Origin of the sequence: Spongiactinospora rosea, assembly GCF_003315795.1 — a bacterium.
GTDB lineage: Bacteria > Actinomycetota > Actinomycetes > Streptosporangiales > Streptosporangiaceae > Spongiactinospora > Spongiactinospora rosea.
This window is the reverse complement of the sequence record NZ_QMEY01000002.1, coordinates 527,005-548,716: the sequence shown is the minus strand read 5'-3', so window position 1 is coordinate 548,716 and position 21,712 is coordinate 527,005. Positions and strand designations below refer to the sequence as shown.

The window sequence follows — 21,712 nt, the reverse complement described above, 5'->3', positions numbered from 1 at the left end:
GGGTGTTCTAGACCTTGGCGTGCGCCAGGCTGGGCGAACGCTCGGCGGCCAGGGCGGTGCGCAGGTAGTACCACCAGGTGATCGCCATGCAGGCCGCGTAGAACAGCAGGAACGCGGCCAGCGCCGGGCCGAGCGACCCCGCCGCCTGGCGGGAGAAGGTGAAGCCAAGGTTGATCAGCACACCGCCCGCCGCGCCGACCGCGCCGACGATGCCCACTGCCGCCGCGGCCTGCCGCCTGGCGGCCCCCGCGCTGCCGCCCGGCCGCGCCCGCTCCTGCGCCGCGAAGATCAGCGGGATCATCCGGTAGGTGGCGCCGTTGCCCAGCCCGGCCAGCACGAACAGCCAGACGAAAGCGCCGAAGAACAGCCAGAAGGCGTCCTGCCGCAGGCTGAGCAGCACCCCGGCCACTCCCGCCGCCATCGCGGCGAACGTCCACAGGGTCACCCTGGCCCCGCCCAGCCGGTCGGCCAGCCAGCCGCCGAGCGGCCGGGACAGCGAGCCGATCAGCGGGCCCAGGAAGGCCAGGCCCACAAAGCCCGCCCGGCCCGCGAACTCCTGCTGGACCAGCAGCGGGAAGGTGAACGAGAAGCCGATGAAGGAGCCGAAGGTGCCGATGTACAGGAAGGACATGATCCAGGTCTGCCGGGCGCGCATGGCCAGCCGGTAGGAGACTCCGTCCGGCTTGGCCGAGGTCAGGCTGTCCATCCGCAGCCAGCTCGCCGCCGCGGCGACGATCAGCAGCGGCATCCACATCAGCGCCGCGTACGCGAGCTGGAGCCCGGTGCCCAGGTGGATCACCACCGGCACGACGAGCTGGGCGACGGCCACCCCCAGGTTGCCCGCGGCGGCGTTGATCCCGAGCGCCACGCCCTTCCTGCCCTCGGGGAAGAAGAAGGAGATGTTGGCCATGGAGGCGGAGAAGTTCCCGCCGCCCAGGCCCATCAGGGCCGCGGTCAGCAGGAAGAACCAGTACGGCGTGCCCGGGTCGCTCACCGCGACCGCGAGCATCCCGGTGGGCACCAGCAGCACCAGCGCGCTGAACGCCGTGAAGCCGCGCCCGCCGAAGCGCGGCACCGCGAACGTGTACGGGATGCGCAGCGCCGCCCCCACCAGGTTGGGCACGATCAGCAGCCAGAACGTCTGCGTGAGGTCGAAGCGGAACCCGGCCTGCCCGAGGTAGGTCACCACGACGCTCATCAGGATCCACACCGAGAACCCCAGGTTCTCCGCGAGGATCGACAGCGCCAGGTTGCGGATCGCGACCCGCCTGCCGGTGCCCTGCCAGAACGCCGGGTCGTCGGGCTCCCAGTGGTCGATCCATCGCCCGCCGTGCCGATTCATGACGCCTCCCGTTCCCGCCCGGCCAGCCAGCCGGCGATGCCGCGCAGCAGCGGCACGCAGGTGCCGCAGCCGGTCCCGGCCCTGGTCTTGGCGGACAGGTCCGCCGCGTCGGCCGCGCCCGTCCGCCAGGCGGCGGTGAGCTGGGCCTTGGTGACGTGGTTGCACCGGCAGACCGTCGCGGTGTCCGCGAGCGCCGCCGGATCGTGCGCCGGGGCCTCGGGCGGCAGCTCCCGGCCCAGCAGCACGGCCAGCCGGTCCTCGGGGACCGGCACGTCGTTGGTGTAGTAGTAGGCCACGGACGCGGCGGCGTCGGGCAGCCCGAGCATGATCGCGGCGCGTACCCGGTCGTCGCGCAGCACGAGCTTGGCGTACCGGCCGCGGGCCGGGTCGGACAGCCGCAGCGCCTCGTCCGTGTCGTCGTCGGGGTCGATGGTGGTCTCGCCCATCGCGGTCAGGTCCACGCCGCGGGCCTTCAGCCGGGTCACCACGGGGGTGCCCCGGTACCTGGCCTGCGGTTCGGTGCCGGTCAGCAGCCCGGCCAGCACCTCGGCCTGTTCCCAGGCGGGTTCCACCAGGCCGGGCGTCGCGCCGGGGTGCCGGGCGACGTCGCCGATCGCGTACACGGCCGGGTGGGCGGTGCGCAGCGTGTCGTCCACGACGACGCCCCCGGCCACCGGCAGCCCGGCGGCCTCGGCCAGGCCGGTCCGCGCCCGCACCCCGGCCGCCACGACCACCAGTTCGGCGGGCACATGGCTGCCGTCGTCGAGCTTGAGCCCGTCGCCGGGCACGTAGCGGGAGGCGGTCCGGCCGATCCGGAACGCGACCCCGTGCCGGGTCAGCGCCTTGGCCAGGACGGCTCCCGCCTCGGTGTCGAGCTGGCGTTCCATCAGGTGGCCCACCGGGTGGACCACGGTGACGGCGCAGCCGCGCACGGCCAGCGAACGGGCCGCCTCCAAACCGAGGAGGCCGCCGCCGATGATGGTGATCGGCACGCCGGGCCGGGCACTGGCGGAGATCCGCAGGCAGTCGGCCAGCGTGCGGAACGCGATCACGCCCCGGGCGGGCGTGCCGTCCTCGCCGGACAGGCCCTCGGTGGGCGGGATGCGCGGCTCCGCGCCGGTGGCCAGCACCAGCGCGTCGAACGGGATCTTCGTCCCGCGGCCGGTGGTCACCGTGCGGGCGGCGGTGTCGATCGCGGCGGCCTCGACGCCGTCGCGCAGGTCGATGTGGTGCTCTTCGGCCCAGCCCTGCGGGTACAGCACCACCGAGGCGGCGCTCATCGTGCCCGCGAGCACGCCGGGCAGCAGCACCCGGTTGTAGGCGGGGCCGGGTTCGGCCCCGAGCACGGTCACCCGTACCCGCTCGCCGTCCGGGTCGCGCCGCCTGATCTCGTCGGCCAGCCGCATTCCGGCCATGCCCGCGCCGACGATCACCACCGCGCGCGGGCTCACGCCGCACCCTCCGTGCCGGGCGGTACGGCCTCCAGCCGCACGGCGCAGACCTTGAACTCCGGCATCCGGCTCACCGGGTCCAGCGCCGGGTTGGTCACCAGGTTGGCCCGGTGGTCGCCGGGAAAGTGGAACGGCAGGAACACCGTGTCCACGCGGGCCGTGGGCGTGAAACGTACCGTGGCGCGCACCCGCCCGCGCCGCGAGACGACCACGGCGGGTTCGCCGTCGTCCAGGCCGTGCCGCCGGGCGGTGTCCGGGTGGACCTCGACGAACATCTCCGGCTCGGCGGCCGTCAGGGCGTCGATGTTCCTGGTCTGCGCGCCGGACTGATAATGCGCCAGCACCCGGCCCGTGGTGGCGCGCAGCGGATAGTCGGCGTCGGCGGGCTCGTCCGGCGGCCGGTGGGTCACCGGGACGAACCGCGCCCGCCCGTCCGGGTGGGCGAAGCGGTCCAGGAAGGGCCGCGGCGTCCCCGGGTGATCGGTGCCGGGCACCGGCCAGAAGAGCTGGTCACCGGCCCGCAGCCGGTCGTAGGTGACGCCGTGGTAGTCGGCGGGGCCGCCGCGGGCGGCCTCGCGCAGCTCGGTGAACACGGTCTCGGGGTCGGTGGGGAAGCGCTCGGCGGGCTGCCCCAGGCGGGTGGCGAGGCCGTGCAGCACCGCCAGATCCGAGCGCACGCCGGGCGGCGGCGCGACGGCACGGCGGCGCAGCAGTACCCGGCCCTCCAGGTTCGTCATCGTGCCCCCCTCCTCGGCCCACTGGGTCACCGGCAGTACGACGTCGGCCATGGCCGCCGTCTCCGAGCGCACGATGTCGGCGACGACGAGCAGGTCCAGCGCGGCGAGCCGGTCGCGCACCCGCGTCGAGCGGGGCGCCGACACCGCGACGTTGCTGCCGAACACCAGCAGCGCCCGCGGCCCGTCCGCGGTGCCCAGAGCGTCCAGCAGCTCGTAGGCCGACCGGCCGGGGCCGGGCAGCGTGCCCGGATCGACCCCCCAGACCCGGGCGACGTGCTCACGGGCCGCGGGGTCGCGGATCGAGCGGTACCCGGGCAACTGGTCGGCCTTCTGCCCGTGCTCCCGGCCGCCCTGGCCGTTGCCCTGCCCGGTCAGGCAGCCGTGCCCGGAACCGGCCCGGCCGGGCAGCCCGAGGGCCAGCGCCAGGTTGATCCAGGCGCTGACCGTGTCGGTGCCCTTGGCGTGCTGCTCGGCCCCGCGCCCGGTCAGGATGTAGGCGTTGCGCGCCCCGGCCAGCCGTCCGGCCACCGCGCGCTGGTCGGCCACCGCCACACCGGTGACCCGCTCCACTCGTTCCGGCCACCAGGCCGCCGCCGCGCGCCAGGCGTCGGCGAACCCGGTGGTGCGTCCGGCCAGGTAGTCCTTGTCGAGATGGCCGTCCTCGACGACGCAGTGCAGGATGCCCAGCGCGAGCGCCAGGTCCGTGCCGGGGGCGGGCCGCAGGTGCACGGCGGCCCGTTCGGCGGTCGGGGTGGTGCGCGGGTCGATGACGATCAGGCCGCCCGAGTCGGCGCAGGGCGCCAGGTGCCGCATGAACGGCGGCATGGTCTCGGCCGGATTGGACCCGGCGAGCACGATGGTGTCGGCCGCGCGCAGGTCGGCGACCGGGAACGGCAGCCCCCGGTCCATGCCGTACGCCCGGTTGGCCGCGGCGGCGGCCGACGACATGCAGAACCGGCCGTTGTAGTCGATCTGGGAGGTGCCCAGCGCGACCCTGGCGAACTTCCCGAGCAGGTAGCAGACCTCGTTGGTCAGCCCGCCGCCGCCGAAGACGGCCACGCTGTCCGGGCCGTGCCCGGCGCGCAGCCGGGTCAGCCGGTCGGCGATCAGGTCCAGGGCCGCGTCCCAGCTCGCCGGCCGTAGCCCGTCGCGCCCGCGTACCAGCGGCGTGGTGAGCCGCGCGGGCGAACGCAGCAGGTCGGCCGACGTCCAGCCCTTCACGCACAGGGCGCCGTCGTTGACCGGGAAGCGCCTGGCCGCGATGGCCGGCGGCCCATTGGTGCCGGTGGCGATCCCCATTCCGCATTGCAGGGCGCAGTAGGGGCAGTGCGTGGGGGTGACGGTGTGCGTACCGGTCACGGTGGCCTCCAGGGCGCATCCGGGGGTACGGACTTTAGGCGATACCGGCGACCGTCGCGTCGCGGACATCTACGTCCATGACGACGCTGACGTCCCGGCCCAGGCCGAGGACCAGCATCTCCAGCCGGCCCATCAGCTCGTGGAAACCGGACGGCCGCAGCGCCTGCGCGCCGTCGCAGAGCGCCTGCTCCGGCTGCGCGTGCACGTCGATGAGCAGCGCGTCCGCGCCCGCCGCCACGGCGGCCAGCGACACCGGTGCGACCAGGTTGGGCAGGCCGGTGGAGTGGCTGGGGTCCACCATGACCGGCAGGTGGGAGCGCTGCTTGAGCAGGGCCACGGCGGAGATGTCCAGGGTGAAGCGGGTGGCGTGCTCGAAGGTCCTGATCCCGCGCTCGCACAGGATCACCTGGTCGTTGCCCGCCGCCAGGATGTACTCCGCGGCGGACAGCGTCTCGTCCACCGTGCAGCCGAATCCCCGCTTCAGCACCACGGGCCGTCCGGTCTCGCCCACCTCGCGCAGCAGCTCGAAGTTCTGCATGTTGCGCGCGCCGATCTGGAACGCGTCGGCGATCTCGGCGACCCGCTCGACGTGGCGGGTGTCCACGACCTCGGTGAGGATCGGCAGGCCGGTCTTCTCCCTGGCCTCCTGGAGGAGGTCCAGGCCCGACCACTTCAGGCCGTGGAAGGCGTACGGCGAGGTGCGGGGCTTGAACGCGCCGCCGCGCAGGCCGACCACGCCGTTCCCGGCGGCGACGGTCGAGACGACCGCGTCCATCTGCTCGCGGCTCTCCACGGCGCACGGCCCGGCGAAGACCGCCAGCCTGCCGTCCCCGATTCGGGCCGGGCCGATGGACACGACGGTGCCCTCCGGCCGTACCTCGCGCCTGGTCAGGCGGACGCCGCCGGTGACGCGTACCGTGGCGACCGGGCGCGGCAGCCGGGCCGGGGCGGTGATCTCGACCGTGTCGGTCGTCGCGATCACCGGGGTGGGCCCGAGCCGGATCAGCGAGGAGCCGCCGCCGCGCGCGGCCAGCAGCGCGAGCCATTCGTCCAGCTCGGCGGGCTGCGCGGAGGGCTGAAAGACATAGAGCATCTCGGAACTGGGCATGGCGTGGCCTTTCCTGCCAGGGCGGGGAAACGCAGAAGGGGCAGGCGTCGGGCCTGCCCCTTCGGGGTCCGTGGAGGTGCCGGGATCTAGGTGAAGTCGAACCCGCCCGTCCGCGAACGCTTGAGCTCGAAGAATTTGGGATAGGAGGCCAGCTCTCTGGCCGCGTCGAACAGGCGGCCGGCCTGCTCGCCCCGGGGGATCGCGGTCAGCACGGGCCCGAAGTAGGCGGTGCCGTCGATGTGGATGGTCGGCGTGCCGACCTCGTCGCCGACCGGCTCCATGCCCTCGCGGTGGCTCTGGCGCAGGGCCTCGTCGTACTCGTCGGTGGTGGCGGCCTCGGCCAGCTCGGCCGGCAGCCCGACCTCGGCCAGCGCCTCGGCGATCACCACCGAATGGTCCTTGATCTCCTTGTTGTGGATGCGCGTGCCCATGGCCGTGTAGAGGTCGCGCAGCACGTCCTCGCCGTGGTGCTTGGCGGCGGCGATGCACACGCGCACCGGGCCCCAGGCCCGGTCACAGAACTCGCGGTACCACTGCTCGATCTCCCGGTGCTCGTTGAGCACCGAAAGGCTCATCACCCGGAAGTGCAGGTCGATGTCGCGGATGCGCTCGACCTCCAGGATCCACCGGGAGGTGACCCAGGCGAACGGGCACACCGGGTCGAAGTAGAAATCGACCCGCGGCGTCGTCGCGGTGTTCCCGGAGTCATCGGTCATAGTGCTCCAATCAGCTTCAAAAACGCGTCGCCGGCCTCGGGGAGGCCGATCGTCACCCGCACGCCGTCGCCGGGGTAGGCGCGGACATGTACATTTTCCGCCGCGCAGGCGGCGGCGAAGGCGGCGGTGCGCTCTTTCAGCGGCGCCCAGACGAAATTGGCCTCGCTCGGCGCGACCGGTACGCCGTGCGCCAGCATGGCCGCGCGGATCCGCTCCCGCTCGGCGATCGTCTGATCCACCCTGGCCATCAGCTCGTCGTGGGCGCGCAGGGACGCGCGGGCGGCCACCTGGGCCAGGTGGCTCACGGTGTACGGCAGGCGCGTCTTGCGTATCTCCGCCGCCACCGAGGGGTGGCCGACCAGATAGCCCACCCGCAGCCCGGCCAGCCCGAACGCCTTGCTGAAGGTGCGGACCACCACGACGTTGGGGTGGTCGGCGAGCAGGCCGAGGCCGTCGGGCACGCCCGGGTCCCTGACGTACTCCCGGTACGCCTCGTCCAGGACCACCAGGCACTCGCGCGGCACCCGGTCCAAAAAGCCCTTCAGCTCCTCGTCCCGCACGGTGGTGCCGGTGGGGTTGTTCGGGTTGCAGACGACGACGATCCGGGTGTCCGGGGTGATCGCGTCGGCCATCGCGGCCAGGTCGTGCCGCTCCTCGCGGAGCGGCACGGTGACCGGCCGCAGCCCGGCCAGCTTGGCGAGGGTGGGGTAGGCGTCGAAGGAGCGCCAGGCGTAGAGGATGTCCGTGCCCGGCTCGCCCGCCGCCTGGAACAGCATCTGCAGGACGCCGACCGAGCCGCAGCCGACCGCGACCTGATCGGTGTCCACGCCCAGCCAGGCGGCGATGTCGGCGGTCAGGCCGGCCACGCCGTAGTCGGGGTAACGGTTGACCTCGCCCGCGGCCTCCGCGATCGCGGCCACCACGGAAGGCAGCGGCCCGAACGGCGACTCGTTGTTCGCCAGCAGAATGGGCGCCCGATCGTCAGCGCGGCCATTGTCCGCACCGGCCGCACCGGCTCGATGACCGGTCAGTTCGGTCAGCACAGAACGCAATCTGGGTAATATGACGTTCATCATCGCTCCTTGGAGCGGAATGTGCTCCCTGATGGAAATGCCGGGGCTTTGGGGCCCCGGTGGGGGAGGTGGGCACAATGGTGCCACGGGAAAAGTGTGACACTACGCCGGGTTGCGGGTCAACACCCTCTTCGAGAGTAATTGCGGGGATTTGTTCGGCGGGTTGCCGGAGAAATGCCGATATCCCGCCCGGCGTTGCCGCCGGGCGGGTTGAATATGCGCTCTGGCTGATTTAAATCAGTGGCCGCCGGTCCGCCGGCGTGATTCATGCATGATGCCGAATATCTCATCCAGGTCGTATTCCGCGCGGCCCGGCGTGCCGTATCTCCGCAGTTTCCCGCGGCTGGCCCATTTCCTGATGGTGGCCTCGGTGACGCCCGCGGCCAGGGCGGCGAGCTCGGTGGGCACGGTACGCGGCCGGCGTGCGCGCGCGTTCGTCATGCCACGTACTCCTGGCGGGCCAGGCGCGAACTGAGGGACAGCCACTCGTGCGGCTGCCAGACATGCCCGGAACCACAGCCGACCCGGCCGCCCGTGTCCGGGCGCAGCGCCACGACGGCGGTGCATCCCGGGCGCGGGCACGGACCGAGGCCGCGCGCCCGGCCGCGCCGGGGGTCCAGCGCCTCGGTCGCGTCCCCGGCCAGCTCGGCGATCTCCGCGGCGAACTCCCCGGCCGCCGGGTGGGCGGCCAGCCAGTCCAGCCGGGCGGTCAGGAAGGCGGCCAGTGCGGCCACGTCCCGCTCGGCGGGCGCGGGGATCCCGCGGCCCTCCGCGACCAGCGCGCACCAGGACGACAGCGTGTCCCGCATCCGCCCGCGCGCCTCCACCACCGCCTCATCCAGGACGATGCCGGTCGATGATCTGGTCGTGCTGATCCGTTCGGTCAGGCCGGTATGCGCGGGCGTCAGCATCCGCTCGCACTCCTTGTACAACCCGGGCAACGTGCGCAGATTGGTTCTCAGCGTGCTCAGGCAGGGCGCGCACAGGCGCGTGTCCGGGGTGGCTAGGTCAGTGCAGATTGCCGATACGCAGTGCATGCGATCACTCTCCGTGCTGCCGCGGTCGTGGGTTTTCGATCCTTTGGCCCAATCCGAGGTCGAGAGCCGCCCGCCCGATCCCGAGGGCGAACCCCCGGCTGATCGTGCCGACGCTGAGCAGTTCGACGAGGATGAACCTCGCCGGGAAGGGCGGGGCGCACCGGTCGCCTCGCAGCAGGGTCTTGAGGTCGCCGATGTCCGGGGCGGCCCGGTGCCCGCGCGGCCGGCCACCGGCCGAACCGCAGTACGCCCGGTCCCGCCGGACGAAGCCCCGGTGCTGGTGCTCGGGGAGCAGCCGTACGTCGTCCACGTACACGGTCGAGGCCCGCTCCACCACCGCGGCGGGCAGGTCCTGCCCGCTCGTGTTGACGATCACCGCACGCGGCGACGCCCAGTCCACCCGTAACTCGACACCGGCGGTGTCGATGACCACCAGATTGGCGCCGAACAGCGCCTCGTTGACGTTGTTGCCGACACTGAGGCTGACCCCCGCCATGAACAGGTCGTCCAGTGTGCCCGGCGCGACGGATCGGTCCGCCGCGTCCCCCAGCACGCACGCGGCCACATGGGCGACGTTCTCCAGGCGTTTGGCCAGCATCGTCATGTGGATCGTCGCGCTCTCCCGCGATCCGACGATGCAGATGGTCGCCGCGCTCGGCCCGACGAGCCGGCGCGCGACCGCCGCGGTCAGCCCGGCCCGGTGTACCCGGTGCACCGCGCGCCGCGACAGGACGAAGGTCACCGCGGTGGCGGGATCTTCGACGATCAGTGCCTCGTGTCCCCCGTACGATCCGGTCTCCGCCGGCGGGTGCCCGCCGTCGTCCGCCAGGAGTTCCTGGACGAGCGGGGTGACGGGCTCGAACGCGTCCAGCGCGCCGTGCACGTCATCGCCGTTGAGCCAGAGGGCCGAAGTCATCCGTCCTTCCTCACACAGCCGGGGGTGCTGCCCTCACAGTGCTCAGAACGGCTACCGATCCGCTTCCTCTCCGCTTTCTCCCGGCGCGAAGCCGGTCAGGGCCGATCGCGTAGCGGGGGGCGATCGAATACAGGTGTCAGACAGCGAACGACCTCGGGAGGATGCAGCGATGACCATTCACAGGACCGCCGCCGTATTCGTGATCGCCCTGTTCTTCGCCGCCGCCGGCGCCCTCATGACGGCGCAGGCCGCCTCCGCCGACACGCACTGGGGCGGCGGCAACGGTGACACCACGACCGTTCCTGCGGATACCCACTGGTAAACACTGGTAACACGAGCGGGCTCGGCACGCGGTCTGTGTTTTCCGTGCTACCCGTGCTCCCGTGCTTCCGGTCAGCCGTCCACCGGGAGCACGGATTTCACCTTGCTCACCTCGGTCAGCATGCCGCGCGCCTCCGGTGAGCCGTCGGCGGTCAGGAAGTCGATCGCGTCGTTCAGCTCCAGGCGGGCCAGGGTGAGTTCGCCGCCGGTGACGTAGGAGTCGGACAGCAGCAGCGCGGCCTTGGCCGCCCATACGGTCGAGCCGAGCTCCAAAAACGTGCGCCTGGCCGCCACGATGTGCCGGTTGGCCTGGGCGACGTTGCCCCTGGCCAGCGAGATCTCGCCGAGCGAGTAGAGGGCCTTGCCCTCGATGAGGCGTTCGCGCATGTTCCTGGCCAGCTCGATGGCGTGCGCCATGGTGGTCTCGGCGCTGTCCAGCCGGCCCTCGCGCAGGCGTACCATGCCCAGGCCGTACAGGGCGTGCGCCTCGCCCAGCCGGTCGCCGCTGTCGCGGACGACGCGCAGCACCCGGTCCAGCTCGTGCCGGGCCTGCTCCAGCTCGCCGGTCATGACGTGCAGCTCGGCGTACGTGTGCAGGACCTGGGCCTCGACCCGCACGCAGCCCTGCTCGTGGCAGATCCGCAGCGCCTCCTCAAGCAGCTTCTGCGCCCGGTCGGTCTCGCCGAGCGGCAGCCAGTGCTTGGCCCGGGTGCGCATGACGTGCGCCGCGCCGATCCGGTCGCCGACCCGTTCCAGCAGGTCGAGCGCCCGGTCGTACTTGGCGATCATCTGCTCCTTGTCGCCGCGCAGCCCGTCCACGTTGGCGTAGTTGCGCAGCACGAGCGCGTAACCGTGGTCGTTGCCGACCGACTCGAACAGCTCCAGCGCGGTGCGGAAGTTCTTCTCGGCCTCGGCCAGCCGTCCCTGGGACATGTGCAGCGTGCCCATCGAGTACGTCATGGCCGCGATGCCCGTGACGTTGCCCGCCCGCAGCACCGCGTCCAGGGCGGCCCGGGTGACGACGTACCAGTCGTCGAAGTACGCCTTGGCCTCGAACAGCGTCACGCAGGTGAGGGCCAGCTCCCAGGCCAGCTCGTCGAGCCCGGCGTCGGCCGCCTGGCGCACCGCGGCCACCAGCGCCGCCCGCTCGCTGTCCCACCAGTCCATCGGCGAGCCCATTAGGTCGGCCGGCTCCGCGTCCGGGGGCCGCCAGCGGGCCGCGCGGCCGTGGATGATGGTGAAGTCGCCGCCGTACTCCTGCCGGTGCGCCTCCTCCGCCAGGGCCAGCCACATGCCGAGCACGCGTTCGAGGGCCTTGGCGCGGGCCTCGCCCCCGTCGGTCTCGGCGAGCTTCTCGCGGGCGTACACGCGCACCAGGTCGTGGAAGCGGTAGCGCAGCACCCGGGCGTTGCGGTAGTCGACGGACTCAAGTACGTGCGCGTCCACCAGGCGTTCGAGCACGTCCTCGGCGCGCATCAGATCGATGTCCAGCAGCGCGGACGCGGTCCACGACGGGACGTCCGGGGCCTGGATCAGCGCCAGCAGCCGGACCAGCCTCTTGGCCGCCTCGTCCAGGCTGTGGTAGGTCATGCCGATGCTGGAGCGCAACTCCCAGCCGCGGTGCTCCAGCTCGTCCAGCCGCCGCACCTCGTTGCGCAGCCGCTCGACCAGCCGCCCGATCCGCCAGGTGCGGCGGGAGGCCAGCCGCGCCCCGGCGATGCGCAGCGCCAGCGGCAGGCCGTCGCACATCTGGTACAGCTCGGTGACCGCGCCCTCCTCGGCGGTGACCCGCTTGACACCGAGGATCTTGGTCAGCATCTCCACGGACTCGTCGGGCGCGAACGCGTCGATGCCGATGTGGTAGGCCCCGGGCAGGCCGGTCAGCCCGTGCCTGCTGGTGATGATCACCGCGCAGGTCGAGCTGCCCGGCAGCAGCGGGCGTACCTGCTCCTCGTTCAGGGCGTCGTCGAGCAGCACCAGCACCCGGCGCGCGGCCAGCGTGCTGCGGTACAGCTCGACGCGTTCTTCCAGGCTCTCGGGGATGGCGCTGCCCGCGACGCCGAGCGCGCGCAGGAAGCGGGCGAGCTGGCGGTAGGTCCGCTCGCCGCTCACCGGGCCCTCAAGCTGGGCGTACAGCGCCCCGTCGGGGAACTCCTGGTACAGCTCGTGCGCCACCCGGATGGCCAGGCTGGACTTGCCGACGCCGCCGCGGCCGGAGATCGCCACGATCGGCACCGCGTAGTGGGCGGCCTGCGCGCCGGGCCCGCCGGTGAGCAACTCCTTGATCTCGGCGATCTGCCCGGCGCGGCCGGTGAAGTCGGCGATGCTGGCGGGCAGTTGCCAGGGGGAGGCCCAGACCTGGAAGTCCTTGGCGGCCTCGGGCTGCGCGGGCGTCTCGATCGGCTCGGGCCTGGCCGGCTGCGGGAGGTCGAGCGACGGATCGCGGGTGAGGATGGCCTGGTGGAGGGTCTGCAACTCCTGGCCGGGCTCCACGCCGATCTCCTCGATCAGGATGGCTCTGGCGCGTTGATACGCCTCCAGCGCCTCGGCCTGCCGCCCGGAGCGGTAGAGCGCCAGCATCAGATAACCGTGCAGCTTCTCGCGCAGCGCGTATTCGGCCACCAGCGGGCCCAGCTCGGCGGTGAGCCCTTCGTGCAGGCCGAGCTTGAGCTGTAATCGGATCAGGTCCTCGATGGCCGAGGTGCGCTTCTCGTCGAGCGCGGCGGCGGCCCGGCGTACCAGGCCGCTGTCCAGCCCGGCCAGCGCCGGGCCGCGCCACAGCGCGAGCGCGACGCGCAGCGTGCCGACCGCCTCCGCCGGGTCGCCGGTCTCCGTCTGCCGCCTGGCGAGGTCGAGCTTGGCGTCGAACTGCAGGGTGTCCACGTGCTCTTCGTCGAGCTGGAGGCAGTATCCGGCGCTCAGCGTGCGGATCGCGCCGGGCAGCCCGGCCTCCGCGAACAGCTTGCGGATATTGGACATGCACACCTGGATCTGGCCCCGCGCGGACGGCGGCGCGTCCTCGTCCCAGACCGCCCGGATCAACTGATCGACCGTGGTCACCTTGCCGACGTTGAGGCCGAGCACCGCCAGGATCACCTGCTGCCGGAAGCCGCCCGGGTTGAGCGAGCGGCCTTGCGTGATCAGCTCAAGCGGCCCCAGCAGACGAAGTGTCATGGCTTACCTCTCCCACGTGCCGAAGTGATCCTTTGGGTGGACGGATATGCCGATCGATCGCTTCCCCTATGTCATCGGCTCAGCCCAACACCGCCGGGCTCCTTCACGAAGAGATAACCATGAACCCCCCGCATTGCCGGATCCGCCGATCCGGCGCCGCTTTCTTGTTCATTAGACCACTATCTTGGTGCCTTCCGATACCTCGTTGTGGCCTTCCGGTGTATTTCAACGATCTTCGTAGGATGTACACATCAATTTCAGAGGTTCAGAAACCAGGGTTTCATGCATCGCCGCACCCCGTTCCCCGCTGGCCGCTACCGGCCACACCGCGGGGGCGGGGGCGGTGCGCGGCCGGGGGAGTCATGATCGAAATGAGCCGGAGTCGCCTTTTACTCCGCTTTCGGGGTCAGGGGTGGCGGGAAAGGTAACCGCCCATTGTGGTGAACACCTCGGTGGCGGGGAGATCGGTGCCGTCGTCGGTGCGGACGCGTTCGATCACCAGGCCGTGGCTGCGGCCCCGGCGGGCGTCGGCCCCGGCGACGATGACGACGCCGGCGCCCTCGCGGATGAACACCCGGCCCGGCGTGCCGCCGTAAACGTCCTGGGAGACCGAGGCGGCGAGGACGCGGACGCGGCGGCCCCTGTAGTGGGTGAAGGCGTTGGGATAGGGGTCGGACTGGGCGCGGACCAGGCGTTCGATGTCCTCGGCGGGCCAGGTCCAGTCGATGTTCGAGTCCTCTTCCGCGCGCTTGTGGAAGAAACTGGCCTTGGAGCGGTCCTGTGGCGTCCAGTCGGTACGGCCGGAGGCGATCAGGTCAAGGGCCTCGGTGACGATCGGGGCGATGAGATCGACCGTGCGGTGGAACAGGTCGGTCGTGGTGTCACGGGGGCCGACCGGGATGGCGCGCTGGACGACGATGTCACCGGCGTCGAGTTCGGCGTTCATCATGTGGGCGGTGACGCCGACCTCTTTCTCGCCGTTGATGAGCGCCCAGATGAGCGGGGAGAAGCCCGCATAGGCCGGCAACAGCGAGTCATGGACGTTGAGAATGCCGTGCCGGGGAAGCGCGATGAATTCCGGCGGGATCCAGGTGCGCCAGTTGTTGGCGACGATCAGATCGGGGGCGATGTCTTTGAGGGTGCGCAGCAGGTCGTCGTCGGGGCGGTTGCGGATCACGGTCGGTACGCCGTGCGCCTGCGCCAGGTCGGCCACCGAGTCGTCCCAGATCTTCTCGTACGCGTGGTCGCTGCGCGGATGGGTGACCGCCAGGACCACCTCGTGCTCGGAGTCCAGTAACGCGGAAAGAGTGCGATGTCCCCAGGTCTGGTATCCGAACATGACGACCCGCATCGGCGTTCTCCTCAATGGTGGAGGGAATAAGGGCCCGGCAGATTAATTAGGTGAGCCTAACCTAATCAATGCCGGGCTTCCACCCCCGGCCCGGCCCCGAGCACCCAGGCCACGTCCCTGAGCAGGGCGTTCCGCCAGCTCGCCCGGTCGTGGCCCGCCGGGGATCGCGACACCCGTACGGTCGCCCCCGCCTGCCCGGCCAGCTCCTCGACCGCCGCGCAGTGCGGCAGCATCCGCCGCTCGTGCTCGCCGACGTCGAACGCGGCGCGCAGCCCCGACAGGTCCGGGCCGCGTTCGCGCAGGCGGGCGGCGATGGCACCGCCGGTCGGGCCGCCCATCGGGTCGGGAAGGTCCGTCGCGCCGGGCGTCCACCAGAACGACGCCGACTGGCACGCGATGCCGGACACCAGGCCGGGAAACTCCAGCGCCGCGTACATCGCGCTCAGCCCGCCGAGGCTCTGCCCGGCGACCACCAGCCGCCCCGGGTCGGCGGGCACGCCGGAATCGGCCAGCAGCGGCAGCAGTTCGTGCCCGATCGCCCTCCACAGCGCGGGCGCGCAGCCGTACTCGGCCTCGCGATCCCTGGCGGGCAGGAAGACCAGCGTGACCGGGGGCAGCGCGCCGTCGGCGACGGCCGCGTCGAACGCGGTCATCGCCGGGTGCAGGTGCAGCCAGTCATCGCCGTCGAGCAGCAGCACCACCGGCCCGCCGCCGCCCGCCGGGTGGACCCGCACGGTACGGCGTCCGCCGAGCCGCGCGCTCGCCCAGCGCAGCCGGACCTCGGGCAGCGGCAGCACGTCGGCGGGGCCGATCGCGGGCCAGTACGGCTGGGCGGGCGCGTCCGGGACCGCCGCGATGGACCGGTCCCCGCCCGCGCCGAGCGGGTTGAGCGGGTCGGCGTACGCGTCGCCGCCGCTGTGGATCTGGTACGTCACCCGCAGCCCGGCGGGCATGGCGACCTCGGCGTACCAGCAGTTGGTGCCGCCCCACCGGCGCATCGGCACCGGCTCCGACCAGCTCTCGAAGGCGATCTCCGCCTCAGCGCCCCGCCACAGGAACAGCGCGGCCCAGCCGCCGTCACCGCCGGGCACCGCGAGCGGTGTCCGCGCCGCCGCCCAGAACGCGTCGCTCCCCGGCTCGCCACCGAGCCCGAACCTGGCGAAGGTGTCCCTCATGCCCCCAGTGGTACCAAAGGGATAACGTACGTCGCCATGGGCACGACTGTGGAGAAGCGCCCCGCCCCCGGGGTCGCGGCGGCCCACCGGCGGCGGGTCGCGGGCGCGGGCGCGCTGGTGGCGGGCCTGGTGCTGGCCGCCGCGCTGTCGCTCGCCGTCGGCGCGCGGGCGCTGAGCCCGGCGGAGGTGTGGCAGGGGCTGTTCGGCGAGCCGGGCGCGGACCAGCGGCTCACCGAGATCACCCTCATCGTCCAGACCGTGCGGGTGCCGCGGACCGTGCTCGCGATCGTGGCGGGCATCGCCCTGGGGATCAGCGGGGCGCTGATCCAGGGGTACACCCGCAACCCGATCGCCGACACCGGGTTGCTCGGGGTCAACGCGGGCGCGTCGTTCGCCGTGGTGATGATGATCCTGCTGTTCGGGCTGACCAGTCCGTTCCAGTACGTCTGGTTCGCCTTCCTGGGGGCGGCGGTCGCCGGGTTCATCGTGTTCGGGCTGGCCAGCATCGGCCGGGGTTCGGGCAGCCCGCTCACGCTCGCGCTGACCGGGCAGGGCGTCACGGTGTTCCTGGCCGCGATGACCACGGCGGTCGCGCTGTCGGACCAGGCGTCGCTGAACGCGCTGCGCTTCTGGAAGGCGGGGTCGGTGGCGGGCGTCGGCTTCGACACCATCTGGCCGGCGTCCGTGTTCATCGCGATCGGCCTGACGCTGGCGCTGATCATGCTGCCCACCATCAACCTGCTCAACCTGGGCGATGACGTGGCCCGCGGCCTGGGCGTGAAGATCGGCCTCAGCCGGACCGTCGGCGTCGTGGCGATCACCCTGCTGGCGGGCGCGGCCACGGCGGCGTGCGGCCCGATCGCGTTCCTCGGCCTCATGGTCACCCACGTCGCCCGGTACCTCACCGGCCCGGACTACCGCTGGCTGGCCCCCTACGCGGGACTGCTCGGCGCCCTGATCCTGCTGGTCTGTGACATCCTGGGCCGCGTGGTGACCCGGCCGGGCGAGTTGCAGGCGGGCGTGGTCGTCGCCCTGGCCGGTGCGCCGTTCTTCGCGGTGCTGGTGTGGCGCGGAAAGTTCAAGCAGGCATGAGCGAGACGAAGATGGCCCCCGGTGTGCGGCTCGGGCGCGCGTCGTTCGTGTGGCGGCCGTGGATGGTGCTGGTCACGCTGCTGCTGGTGGCGGCGGTGTTCCTGGTGTTCTGCCTGTCCATCGCGGTCGGGGACTTCCCGATCGGGCTGCCGCAGGTGATCGCCACGCTGTTCGGGCGGGGCGAGCGGGTGGACGAGTTCGTGATCATGGATCTGCGGATGCCGCGGGCGCTCGCCGGGCTGGTGGTGGGGATCGCGCTCGGGGTGTCCGGGGCGATCACGCAGTCGGTCGCGCGCAACGCGCTGGCCAGCCCGGACGTGCTGGGGATCACCCTGGGCGCGGGGGCGGTCGCGGCCTTTCTGGTGACGGTGTCGGGCGGGGCCGCGGCGGCGATCACCAACTCCGTGGGGCTTCCGGCGGCGGCGCTGGCTGGCGGGCTCGGTACGGGGCTGCTGGTGTACTTCCTGGCGTGGCGGCGCGGGATCGACGGCCTGCGGCTCATCCTGATCGGCATCTCGGTCAGCGCGGTGATGGAGGCGATCACGGTCTGGCTGCTGGTCACCGCCGACATCCGGGACGTGGCGCGGGCCCAGGCGTGGCTGGTCGGCTCGCTGGACAACAGGTCGTGGGGCGAGGTCTGGATCGCACTGTGGGGCACGCTCGGCCTGATGGTCGTCGTGGCGTACGTCTCGTTCCAGTTGCGGCCGATGCACTTCGGCGACGACATCGCGGCCGGGCTGGGCGTCCGGTACTCGATGGTGCGGGCGGTCCTGCTGCTCAGCGCGGTGCTGCTGGCCGGGGTGGCGGTGAGCGCGGCGGGGCCGGTGCCGTTCGTGGCGCTGGTGGCGCCGCAGGTGGCGCTGCGCCTGGCGCGGTACCCGACGCCGCCGATGGTGGCCTCCGGGCTGGTCGGCGCGCTGCTGCTGATCGGCTCTGACCTGGTGGCGCGTACGGCGCTGCCGGTGACCCTCCCGGTCGGCGTGGTCACCGCCGCGATCGGCGGCCCTTTCCTCGTCTACCTGCTGGTACGCGCGAACCTGAAGAGGGGGATGTGAAGGCTAGGCTTGCCTAAGTAGAGTGGGTAGGCGTGACCGTTCAACACATCGCCGACATCGCGCCGCTGGCGGCCGAGGGCGTCACCGTCGGGTACGGCGGCCGGGCCGTCATCGATGACCTCGACGTCGTGATCCCGCCAGGTGTGATCACGACGATCATCGGGCCCAACGGCTGCGGCAAGTCCACCCTGCTGCGCACGCTGTCCCGGCTGCTCAAGCCGGCCAAGGGCACGGTCGTGCTGGACGGCCAGGACATCGTCAAGCTCAAGACCAAGGACGTCGCCAAGAAACTCGGCCTGCTCCCGCAGGCCCCCGTCGCCCCCGAGGGGCTGACCGTGGCCGACCTGGTGGCCCGGGGCCGCCACCCGCACCAGAGCTGGCTGCGGCAGTGGTCGTCCGACGACGCCGCCGTGGTCGAGCGCGCGCTGGCCATGACCGGGGTGTCCGACCTCGCCGACCGCCCGATCGACGCGCTGTCCGGCGGTCAGCGCCAGCGCGTGTGGATCTCGATGACCCTCGCCCAGGGCACCGACCTGCTGCTGCTGGACGAGCCGACCACGTACCTGGACCTGGCGCACGCGCTCGAAGTGATCGACCTGGTGGACGATCTGCACGAGTCGGGCTGCACGGTGGTCATGGTGCTGCACGACCTCAACCTCGCCACGCGCTACAGCGACAACCTGATCGTGATGCGGTCGGGCTCGATCCTGGCGCAGGGGCATCCGCGTGAAGTGATCACCGCCGACCTGCTGCACGAGGCGTTCGGGCTGCGGGCCAGGGTGATCGAAGATCCGGTGAGCGATCGTCCGCTCATCGTGCCGATCGGCCGTACCCACGCGCTTCAGTAAAAGTAAGGTTAGCCTTACCTAATGCCAGCGTGTTACGGTTTGCCTGCCCTCAGTAGGGTTCGCAGCGAAAAGCACTAAAGCAAGGGATTCCGGATGCTTCTCCAACGAACGACAGTCGCGAAGGCCGTGCGGCGGGTCGCGGTGGCACTGTCCGTCGCGACGCTCGGCGCGGGCCTCCTCGCGGGGTGCGGTTCCGGCTCCGGCACCACCGGGGCCAAGCCGAGCGACGCGGCCACGCCCGCCGCCACTTCGGGCGGCGCGTTCCCGGTCACCGTGGAGCACGCGTTCGGGTCCACCGAGATCACCAAGGCCCCGGAGCGGGTCGTGTCCGTCGGCTACACCGACGACCAGGCCATCCTGGCGTTCGGCGTGAAGCCGGTCGGCATGGTCGACCAGTACCCCAACCCGCCCGGCAAGGCCCCCGACATCAACACCCAGTGGCCCTGGGTGAAGGACCACTGGGGCGACACCCGCCCCGAGGTCATCATGACCAACGGCGACTCCGGCCCCAACTACGAGAAGATCGCGGCGCTGCGCCCCGACCTGATCATCGCGGTCTACTCTGAGATCGACCAGGCCGCCTACGACCGGCTGTCCAAGATCGCCCCGACGGTGGGCCGCACCAAGGGCGAGGCCGAGCCGTTCAGCGCGCCCTGGCAGGACAACGCGCTGCACATCGCCAAGGCGCTGGGCAAGGCCAAGGAGGGCGCCATGCTGGTGGGCGACATCGACGCCAAGCTGAAGGCCGCCGCCGCGGCGCACCCCGAGTTCGCCGGCCAGACCGCCGTCGCGGTGTCCTGGTACAAGAACTCCGTCGCCCCCTTCACCACCACCGACGTGCGCGGACGCCTGGTTTCCGGGATCGGCTACAAGGGCGCCACGGAGATCGACAAGATCGCCGGAGGCAAGTTCTACACCGTGCTGTCCCCCGAGCGCATCGACCTGATCGACGTCGATCGCATCTTCGTCATCGCCGACAAGGCCGACCAGGACGCGCTGAAGAACTTCAAGCTGTTCGCCAACCTGCCCGCGGTCAAGGCGGGCAAGGTGTCGTACCTGCTGGACAGCGAGGGCCCGGCGATCGGCGCGGCCATGTCGCAGAGCACGCTGCTGTCCCTGCCGTACGCCATCGACGAGCTCGTCAAGTCGGCAAGCTGACCATGCAGGCGCCCCCCGCCCCGGCCGCGCTGCGCACCGCGACCGGACGCGAGGCAGCGCGGTGGGTCGCGGCGCACTGCCGCGAGGTGCCGTGGCTGACCACCGCGACCGTCCTCACCTCGGTCGCCGGGGCGGCCCTCCAGGTCGTGCCGGTGTTCCTGCTCGGCCGGGTGGTGGACGGCGTGGTCGGGCGCGAGGCGCACTCGATCCTGGTCACGATCGGCGTGCTGCTGGTGGTGGCCGCGCTGCTCGCCGCGGCGGCCACCACCGCGGCGACGTACCTGATCGGCAGGCTCGGCGCGGACCTGCTCGCCAGGCTGCGCGAGGCCGCCGTGCGGGCGGTGCTGGGCATGCCCAGCGCGCGGATCGAGCAGGTCGGGGCCGGTGACGTGCTGTCCCGGGTGGGCGACGACGTGGCCGTGGTGTCCAAGGGCATCCAGAAGGCGATCCCCACGCTGTTCTCCTCTGCGGTGCTGGTCGCCATCGCCACGGTCGGCATGTTCGGGCTGGACTGGCGGCTCGGGCTGGCGGGGGCGGGGGCGCTGCCCGCGTACGCGCTGGCCCTGCGGTGGTACCTGCCCCGGTCCGCGCCGCTGTACCGCAGGCAGCGGGAGGCCCAGGCCGACCGCGCGCAGGCACTGATCAGCGGCCTGAACGGGATCGACACCGTGCGCGCCTACCGGCTGGAGGCCGCCTTCGAGGAGAAGGTCACCCGCGAGTCGTGGCGGGTGCGCGACCTCGGCATCGAGGTGTTCCGGTTCTTCGGCCGGTTCGTGGGCCGGGAGAACCGCGCCGAGTTCATCGGGCTGGTGCTGATCATCGTGGTCGGGTACGCGCTGCTGGAGGCAGGCGCGGCGACCCTGGGCGAGGTGGCGGCGGCCCCGCTGCTGTTCCACCGGCTGTTCGGGCCGCTGGGCCTGATCATGTTCACCTTCGACGAGGCGCAGAAGTCCGGGGCGAGCCTGACCCGGCTGGTCGGCGTGCTGCGCGAGCCGACCGAGGAACGGCTGGTCGGCGAGGTCGCCCCGGCGGACGCCGGGGCGTACCCGGTGACCGTTGCGGGGCTGACCTTCGGTTACCCCGACTCCGAGCGGCCGGTCCTGCACGACGTGGATCTGGAGATCCCCGCGGGCGGCTCGCTCGCGCTGGTCGGGGCCACGGGCGCGGGCAAGACCACGCTGGCCACGCTGATCGCGGGCATCGGCGCCCCACAGACCGGCTCGATCCGCATCGGCCCGACGCCGATCGCCGACCTGGACGAGGCCGGGGCGCGGGTCCTGGTCGGCATCCTGACGCAGGAGACGCACGTCTTCGCCGGTTCGCTCGCCGATGACCTGCGGTTGGCCGCGCCGCGGGCGACCGACGCCGAGCTGATGGACGCGCTGCGCGTGGCCGGGGCCGACACCTGGGTGGCGGCGCTGCCCGGCGGGCTGGACACCATGGTCGGCGAGGGCGGCGAACGCCTGGACGGGACCAAGGTCGCCCAGCTCGCGCTGGCCCGGCTGATCCTGGGCCGGGCCCCCGTGGTGGTGCTGGACGAATCGACGGCGGAGGCGGGCAGCCAGGGCGCCGCCGAGCTGGAACGGGCCACGCTGGCCGCGTGCCGGGGCCGTACCGCGCTGTTCGTCGCGCACCGGCTGACCCAGGCGATGGCGGCCGACCGGATCGCCGTGCTGGACGCGGGGCGCGTCGTGGAGCAGGGCACGCACGAGGAACTGGTCGCCTCAGGCGGCCGGTACGCCCGGTTGTGGCGGGCGTGGCGGGAAAGCGGTTAGGATCCGAATTTAGGTAAGCCTTAC

Annotated in this window: 18 protein-coding genes; 6 read left to right on the top strand and 12 right to left on the bottom strand. The window is 72.1% G+C overall.

Annotated features, from left to right (window positions below; all coding sequences use genetic code 11):
• Positions 1-7: 7 nt before the first annotated feature.
• From DP939_RS07615 to DP939_RS07575, 9 genes are all read right to left on the bottom strand, one after another.
• Entirely contained in the window at positions 8-1,342 is a 1,335-nt protein-coding gene (locus DP939_RS07615) for an MFS transporter (RefSeq protein ID WP_113979881.1), read from the bottom strand.
• Complete coding sequence (locus DP939_RS07610) at positions 1,339-2,793, bottom strand: FAD-dependent oxidoreductase (RefSeq protein WP_113979880.1); 1,455 nt, start codon at positions 2,791-2,793, stop codon at positions 1,339-1,341. The genes DP939_RS07615 and DP939_RS07610 overlap by 4 nt, the downstream gene beginning before the upstream one ends.
• Entirely contained in the window at positions 2,790-4,829 is a 2,040-nt protein-coding gene (locus DP939_RS07605) for a molybdopterin oxidoreductase family protein (RefSeq protein ID WP_263972306.1), read from the bottom strand. Before DP939_RS07605 ends, DP939_RS07610 begins: the two co-directional genes overlap by 4 nt.
• A 94-nt stretch (positions 4,830-4,923) precedes the next feature.
• A complete protein-coding gene (gene aroF / locus DP939_RS07600) occupies positions 4,924-5,997 on the bottom strand; it encodes a 3-deoxy-7-phosphoheptulonate synthase (RefSeq protein WP_113979878.1) in 1,074 nt (357 codons plus the stop codon).
• 86 nt (positions 5,998-6,083) lie between these two features.
• Complete coding sequence (locus tag DP939_RS07595; RefSeq protein WP_113979877.1) at positions 6,084-6,713, bottom strand: mycothiol-dependent nitroreductase Rv2466c family protein; 630 nt, start codon at positions 6,711-6,713, stop codon at positions 6,084-6,086.
• Complete coding sequence (hisC, locus tag DP939_RS07590; RefSeq protein ID WP_113979876.1) at positions 6,710-7,789, bottom strand: histidinol-phosphate transaminase; 1,080 nt, start codon at positions 7,787-7,789, stop codon at positions 6,710-6,712. Before hisC ends, DP939_RS07595 begins: the two co-directional genes overlap by 4 nt.
• 234 nt (positions 7,790-8,023) lie before the next feature.
• On the bottom strand, positions 8,024-8,227 hold the full coding sequence (locus tag DP939_RS07585; RefSeq protein WP_113979875.1) for a MerR family transcriptional regulator: 204 nt from the start codon (positions 8,225-8,227) through the stop codon (positions 8,024-8,026).
• Positions 8,224-8,727, bottom strand: coding sequence for a hypothetical protein (locus tag DP939_RS07580; protein WP_147267913.1), 504 nt, complete (start codon positions 8,725-8,727; stop codon positions 8,224-8,226). The genes DP939_RS07585 and DP939_RS07580 overlap by 4 nt, the downstream gene beginning before the upstream one ends.
• 100 nt (positions 8,728-8,827) lie before the next feature.
• Positions 8,828-9,739: a hypothetical protein gene (locus DP939_RS07575; RefSeq protein ID WP_113979873.1), complete on the bottom strand. Its 912-nt coding sequence runs from the start codon at positions 9,737-9,739 to the stop codon at positions 8,828-8,830.
• A 169-nt stretch (positions 9,740-9,908) separates the two neighbouring features.
• On the opposite strand from DP939_RS07575, the gene DP939_RS46060 reads away from it, so the two are divergent.
• Positions 9,909-10,061: a hypothetical protein gene (locus DP939_RS46060; RefSeq protein WP_158578497.1), complete on the top strand. Its 153-nt coding sequence runs from the start codon at positions 9,909-9,911 to the stop codon at positions 10,059-10,061.
• Between the two features lie 71 nt (positions 10,062-10,132).
• Here DP939_RS46060 and DP939_RS07570 read toward each other — a convergent pair whose 3' ends face one another.
• The 3 genes from DP939_RS07570 to DP939_RS07560 form a co-directional block, all read right to left on the bottom strand.
• Positions 10,133-13,234: an AfsR/SARP family transcriptional regulator gene (locus DP939_RS07570; protein ID WP_113979872.1), complete on the bottom strand. Its 3,102-nt coding sequence runs from the start codon at positions 13,232-13,234 to the stop codon at positions 10,133-10,135.
• A gap of 406 nt (positions 13,235-13,640) precedes the next feature.
• Positions 13,641-14,585 carry a methionyl-tRNA formyltransferase gene (locus tag DP939_RS07565; protein ID WP_113979871.1) on the bottom strand — a complete coding sequence of 315 codons (945 nt, stop codon included), beginning with the start codon at positions 14,583-14,585 and terminating at the stop codon, positions 13,641-13,643.
• A gap of 65 nt (positions 14,586-14,650) precedes the next feature.
• Complete coding sequence (locus tag DP939_RS07560) at positions 14,651-15,760, bottom strand: alpha/beta hydrolase-fold protein (RefSeq protein WP_113979870.1); 1,110 nt, start codon at positions 15,758-15,760, stop codon at positions 14,651-14,653.
• A gap of 36 nt (positions 15,761-15,796) precedes the next feature.
• Here DP939_RS07560 and DP939_RS07555 point away from each other — a divergent pair, with 36 nt between their 5' ends.
• The 5 genes from DP939_RS07555 to DP939_RS07535 all read left to right on the top strand — a co-directional run bounded on the left by DP939_RS07555 (position 15,797) and on the right by DP939_RS07535 (position 21,688).
• Entirely contained in the window at positions 15,797-16,852 is a 1,056-nt protein-coding gene (locus DP939_RS07555) for a FecCD family ABC transporter permease (RefSeq protein WP_113979869.1), read from the top strand.
• Entirely contained in the window at positions 16,849-17,907 is a 1,059-nt protein-coding gene (locus tag DP939_RS07550; protein ID WP_113979868.1) for a FecCD family ABC transporter permease, read from the top strand. The genes DP939_RS07555 and DP939_RS07550 overlap by 4 nt, the downstream gene beginning before the upstream one ends.
• Positions 17,908-17,939: 32 nt before the next feature.
• Positions 17,940-18,755: an ABC transporter ATP-binding protein gene (locus tag DP939_RS07545; RefSeq protein WP_113979867.1), complete on the top strand. Its 816-nt coding sequence runs from the start codon at positions 17,940-17,942 to the stop codon at positions 18,753-18,755.
• A 93-nt stretch (positions 18,756-18,848) separates the two neighbouring features.
• Positions 18,849-19,913, top strand: coding sequence for an iron-siderophore ABC transporter substrate-binding protein (locus DP939_RS07540; protein WP_113979866.1), 1,065 nt, complete (start codon positions 18,849-18,851; stop codon positions 19,911-19,913).
• Between the two features lie 2 nt (positions 19,914-19,915).
• A complete protein-coding gene (locus DP939_RS07535; RefSeq protein ID WP_113979865.1) occupies positions 19,916-21,688 on the top strand; it encodes an ABC transporter ATP-binding protein in 1,773 nt (590 codons plus the stop codon).
• The last annotated feature ends 24 nt before the right edge of the window (positions 21,689-21,712 follow it).

What these genes read in the sequence shown, in the direction of transcription:
- DP939_RS07615 (WP_113979881.1), bottom strand. Translation starts at nt 1,342, where the DNA reads ATGAATCGGCACGGCGGGCGATGGATCGACCACTGGGAGCCCGACGAC.
- DP939_RS07570 (WP_113979872.1), bottom strand. Translation starts at nt 13,234, where the DNA reads ATGACACTTCGTCTGCTGGGGCCGCTTGAGCTGATCACGCAAGGCCGC.
- DP939_RS07605 (WP_263972306.1), bottom strand. Translation starts at nt 4,829, where the DNA reads ATGGGGATCGCCACCGGCACCAATGGGCCGCCGGCCATCGCGGCCAGG.
- DP939_RS07550 (WP_113979868.1), top strand. Translation starts at nt 16,849, where the DNA reads ATGAGCGAGACGAAGATGGCCCCCGGTGTGCGGCTCGGGCGCGCGTCG.
- DP939_RS46060 (WP_158578497.1), top strand. Translation starts at nt 9,909, where the DNA reads ATGACCATTCACAGGACCGCCGCCGTATTCGTGATCGCCCTGTTCTTC.
- aroF (WP_113979878.1), bottom strand. Translation starts at nt 5,997, where the DNA reads ATGCCCAGTTCCGAGATGCTCTATGTCTTTCAGCCCTCCGCGCAGCCC.
- DP939_RS07560 (WP_113979870.1), bottom strand. Translation starts at nt 15,760, where the DNA reads ATGAGGGACACCTTCGCCAGGTTCGGGCTCGGTGGCGAGCCGGGGAGC.
- DP939_RS07555 (WP_113979869.1), top strand. Translation starts at nt 15,797, where the DNA reads ATGGGCACGACTGTGGAGAAGCGCCCCGCCCCCGGGGTCGCGGCGGCC.
- DP939_RS07585 (WP_113979875.1), bottom strand. Translation starts at nt 8,227, where the DNA reads ATGACGAACGCGCGCGCACGCCGGCCGCGTACCGTGCCCACCGAGCTC.
- DP939_RS07535 (WP_113979865.1), top strand. Translation starts at nt 19,916, where the DNA reads ATGCAGGCGCCCCCCGCCCCGGCCGCGCTGCGCACCGCGACCGGACGC.
- DP939_RS07565 (WP_113979871.1), bottom strand. Translation starts at nt 14,585, where the DNA reads ATGCGGGTCGTCATGTTCGGATACCAGACCTGGGGACATCGCACTCTT.
- DP939_RS07540 (WP_113979866.1), top strand. Translation starts at nt 18,849, where the DNA reads ATGCTTCTCCAACGAACGACAGTCGCGAAGGCCGTGCGGCGGGTCGCG.
- hisC (WP_113979876.1), bottom strand. Translation starts at nt 7,789, where the DNA reads ATGATGAACGTCATATTACCCAGATTGCGTTCTGTGCTGACCGAACTG.
- DP939_RS07575 (WP_113979873.1), bottom strand. Translation starts at nt 9,739, where the DNA reads ATGACTTCGGCCCTCTGGCTCAACGGCGATGACGTGCACGGCGCGCTG.
- DP939_RS07595 (WP_113979877.1), bottom strand. Translation starts at nt 6,713, where the DNA reads ATGACCGATGACTCCGGGAACACCGCGACGACGCCGCGGGTCGATTTC.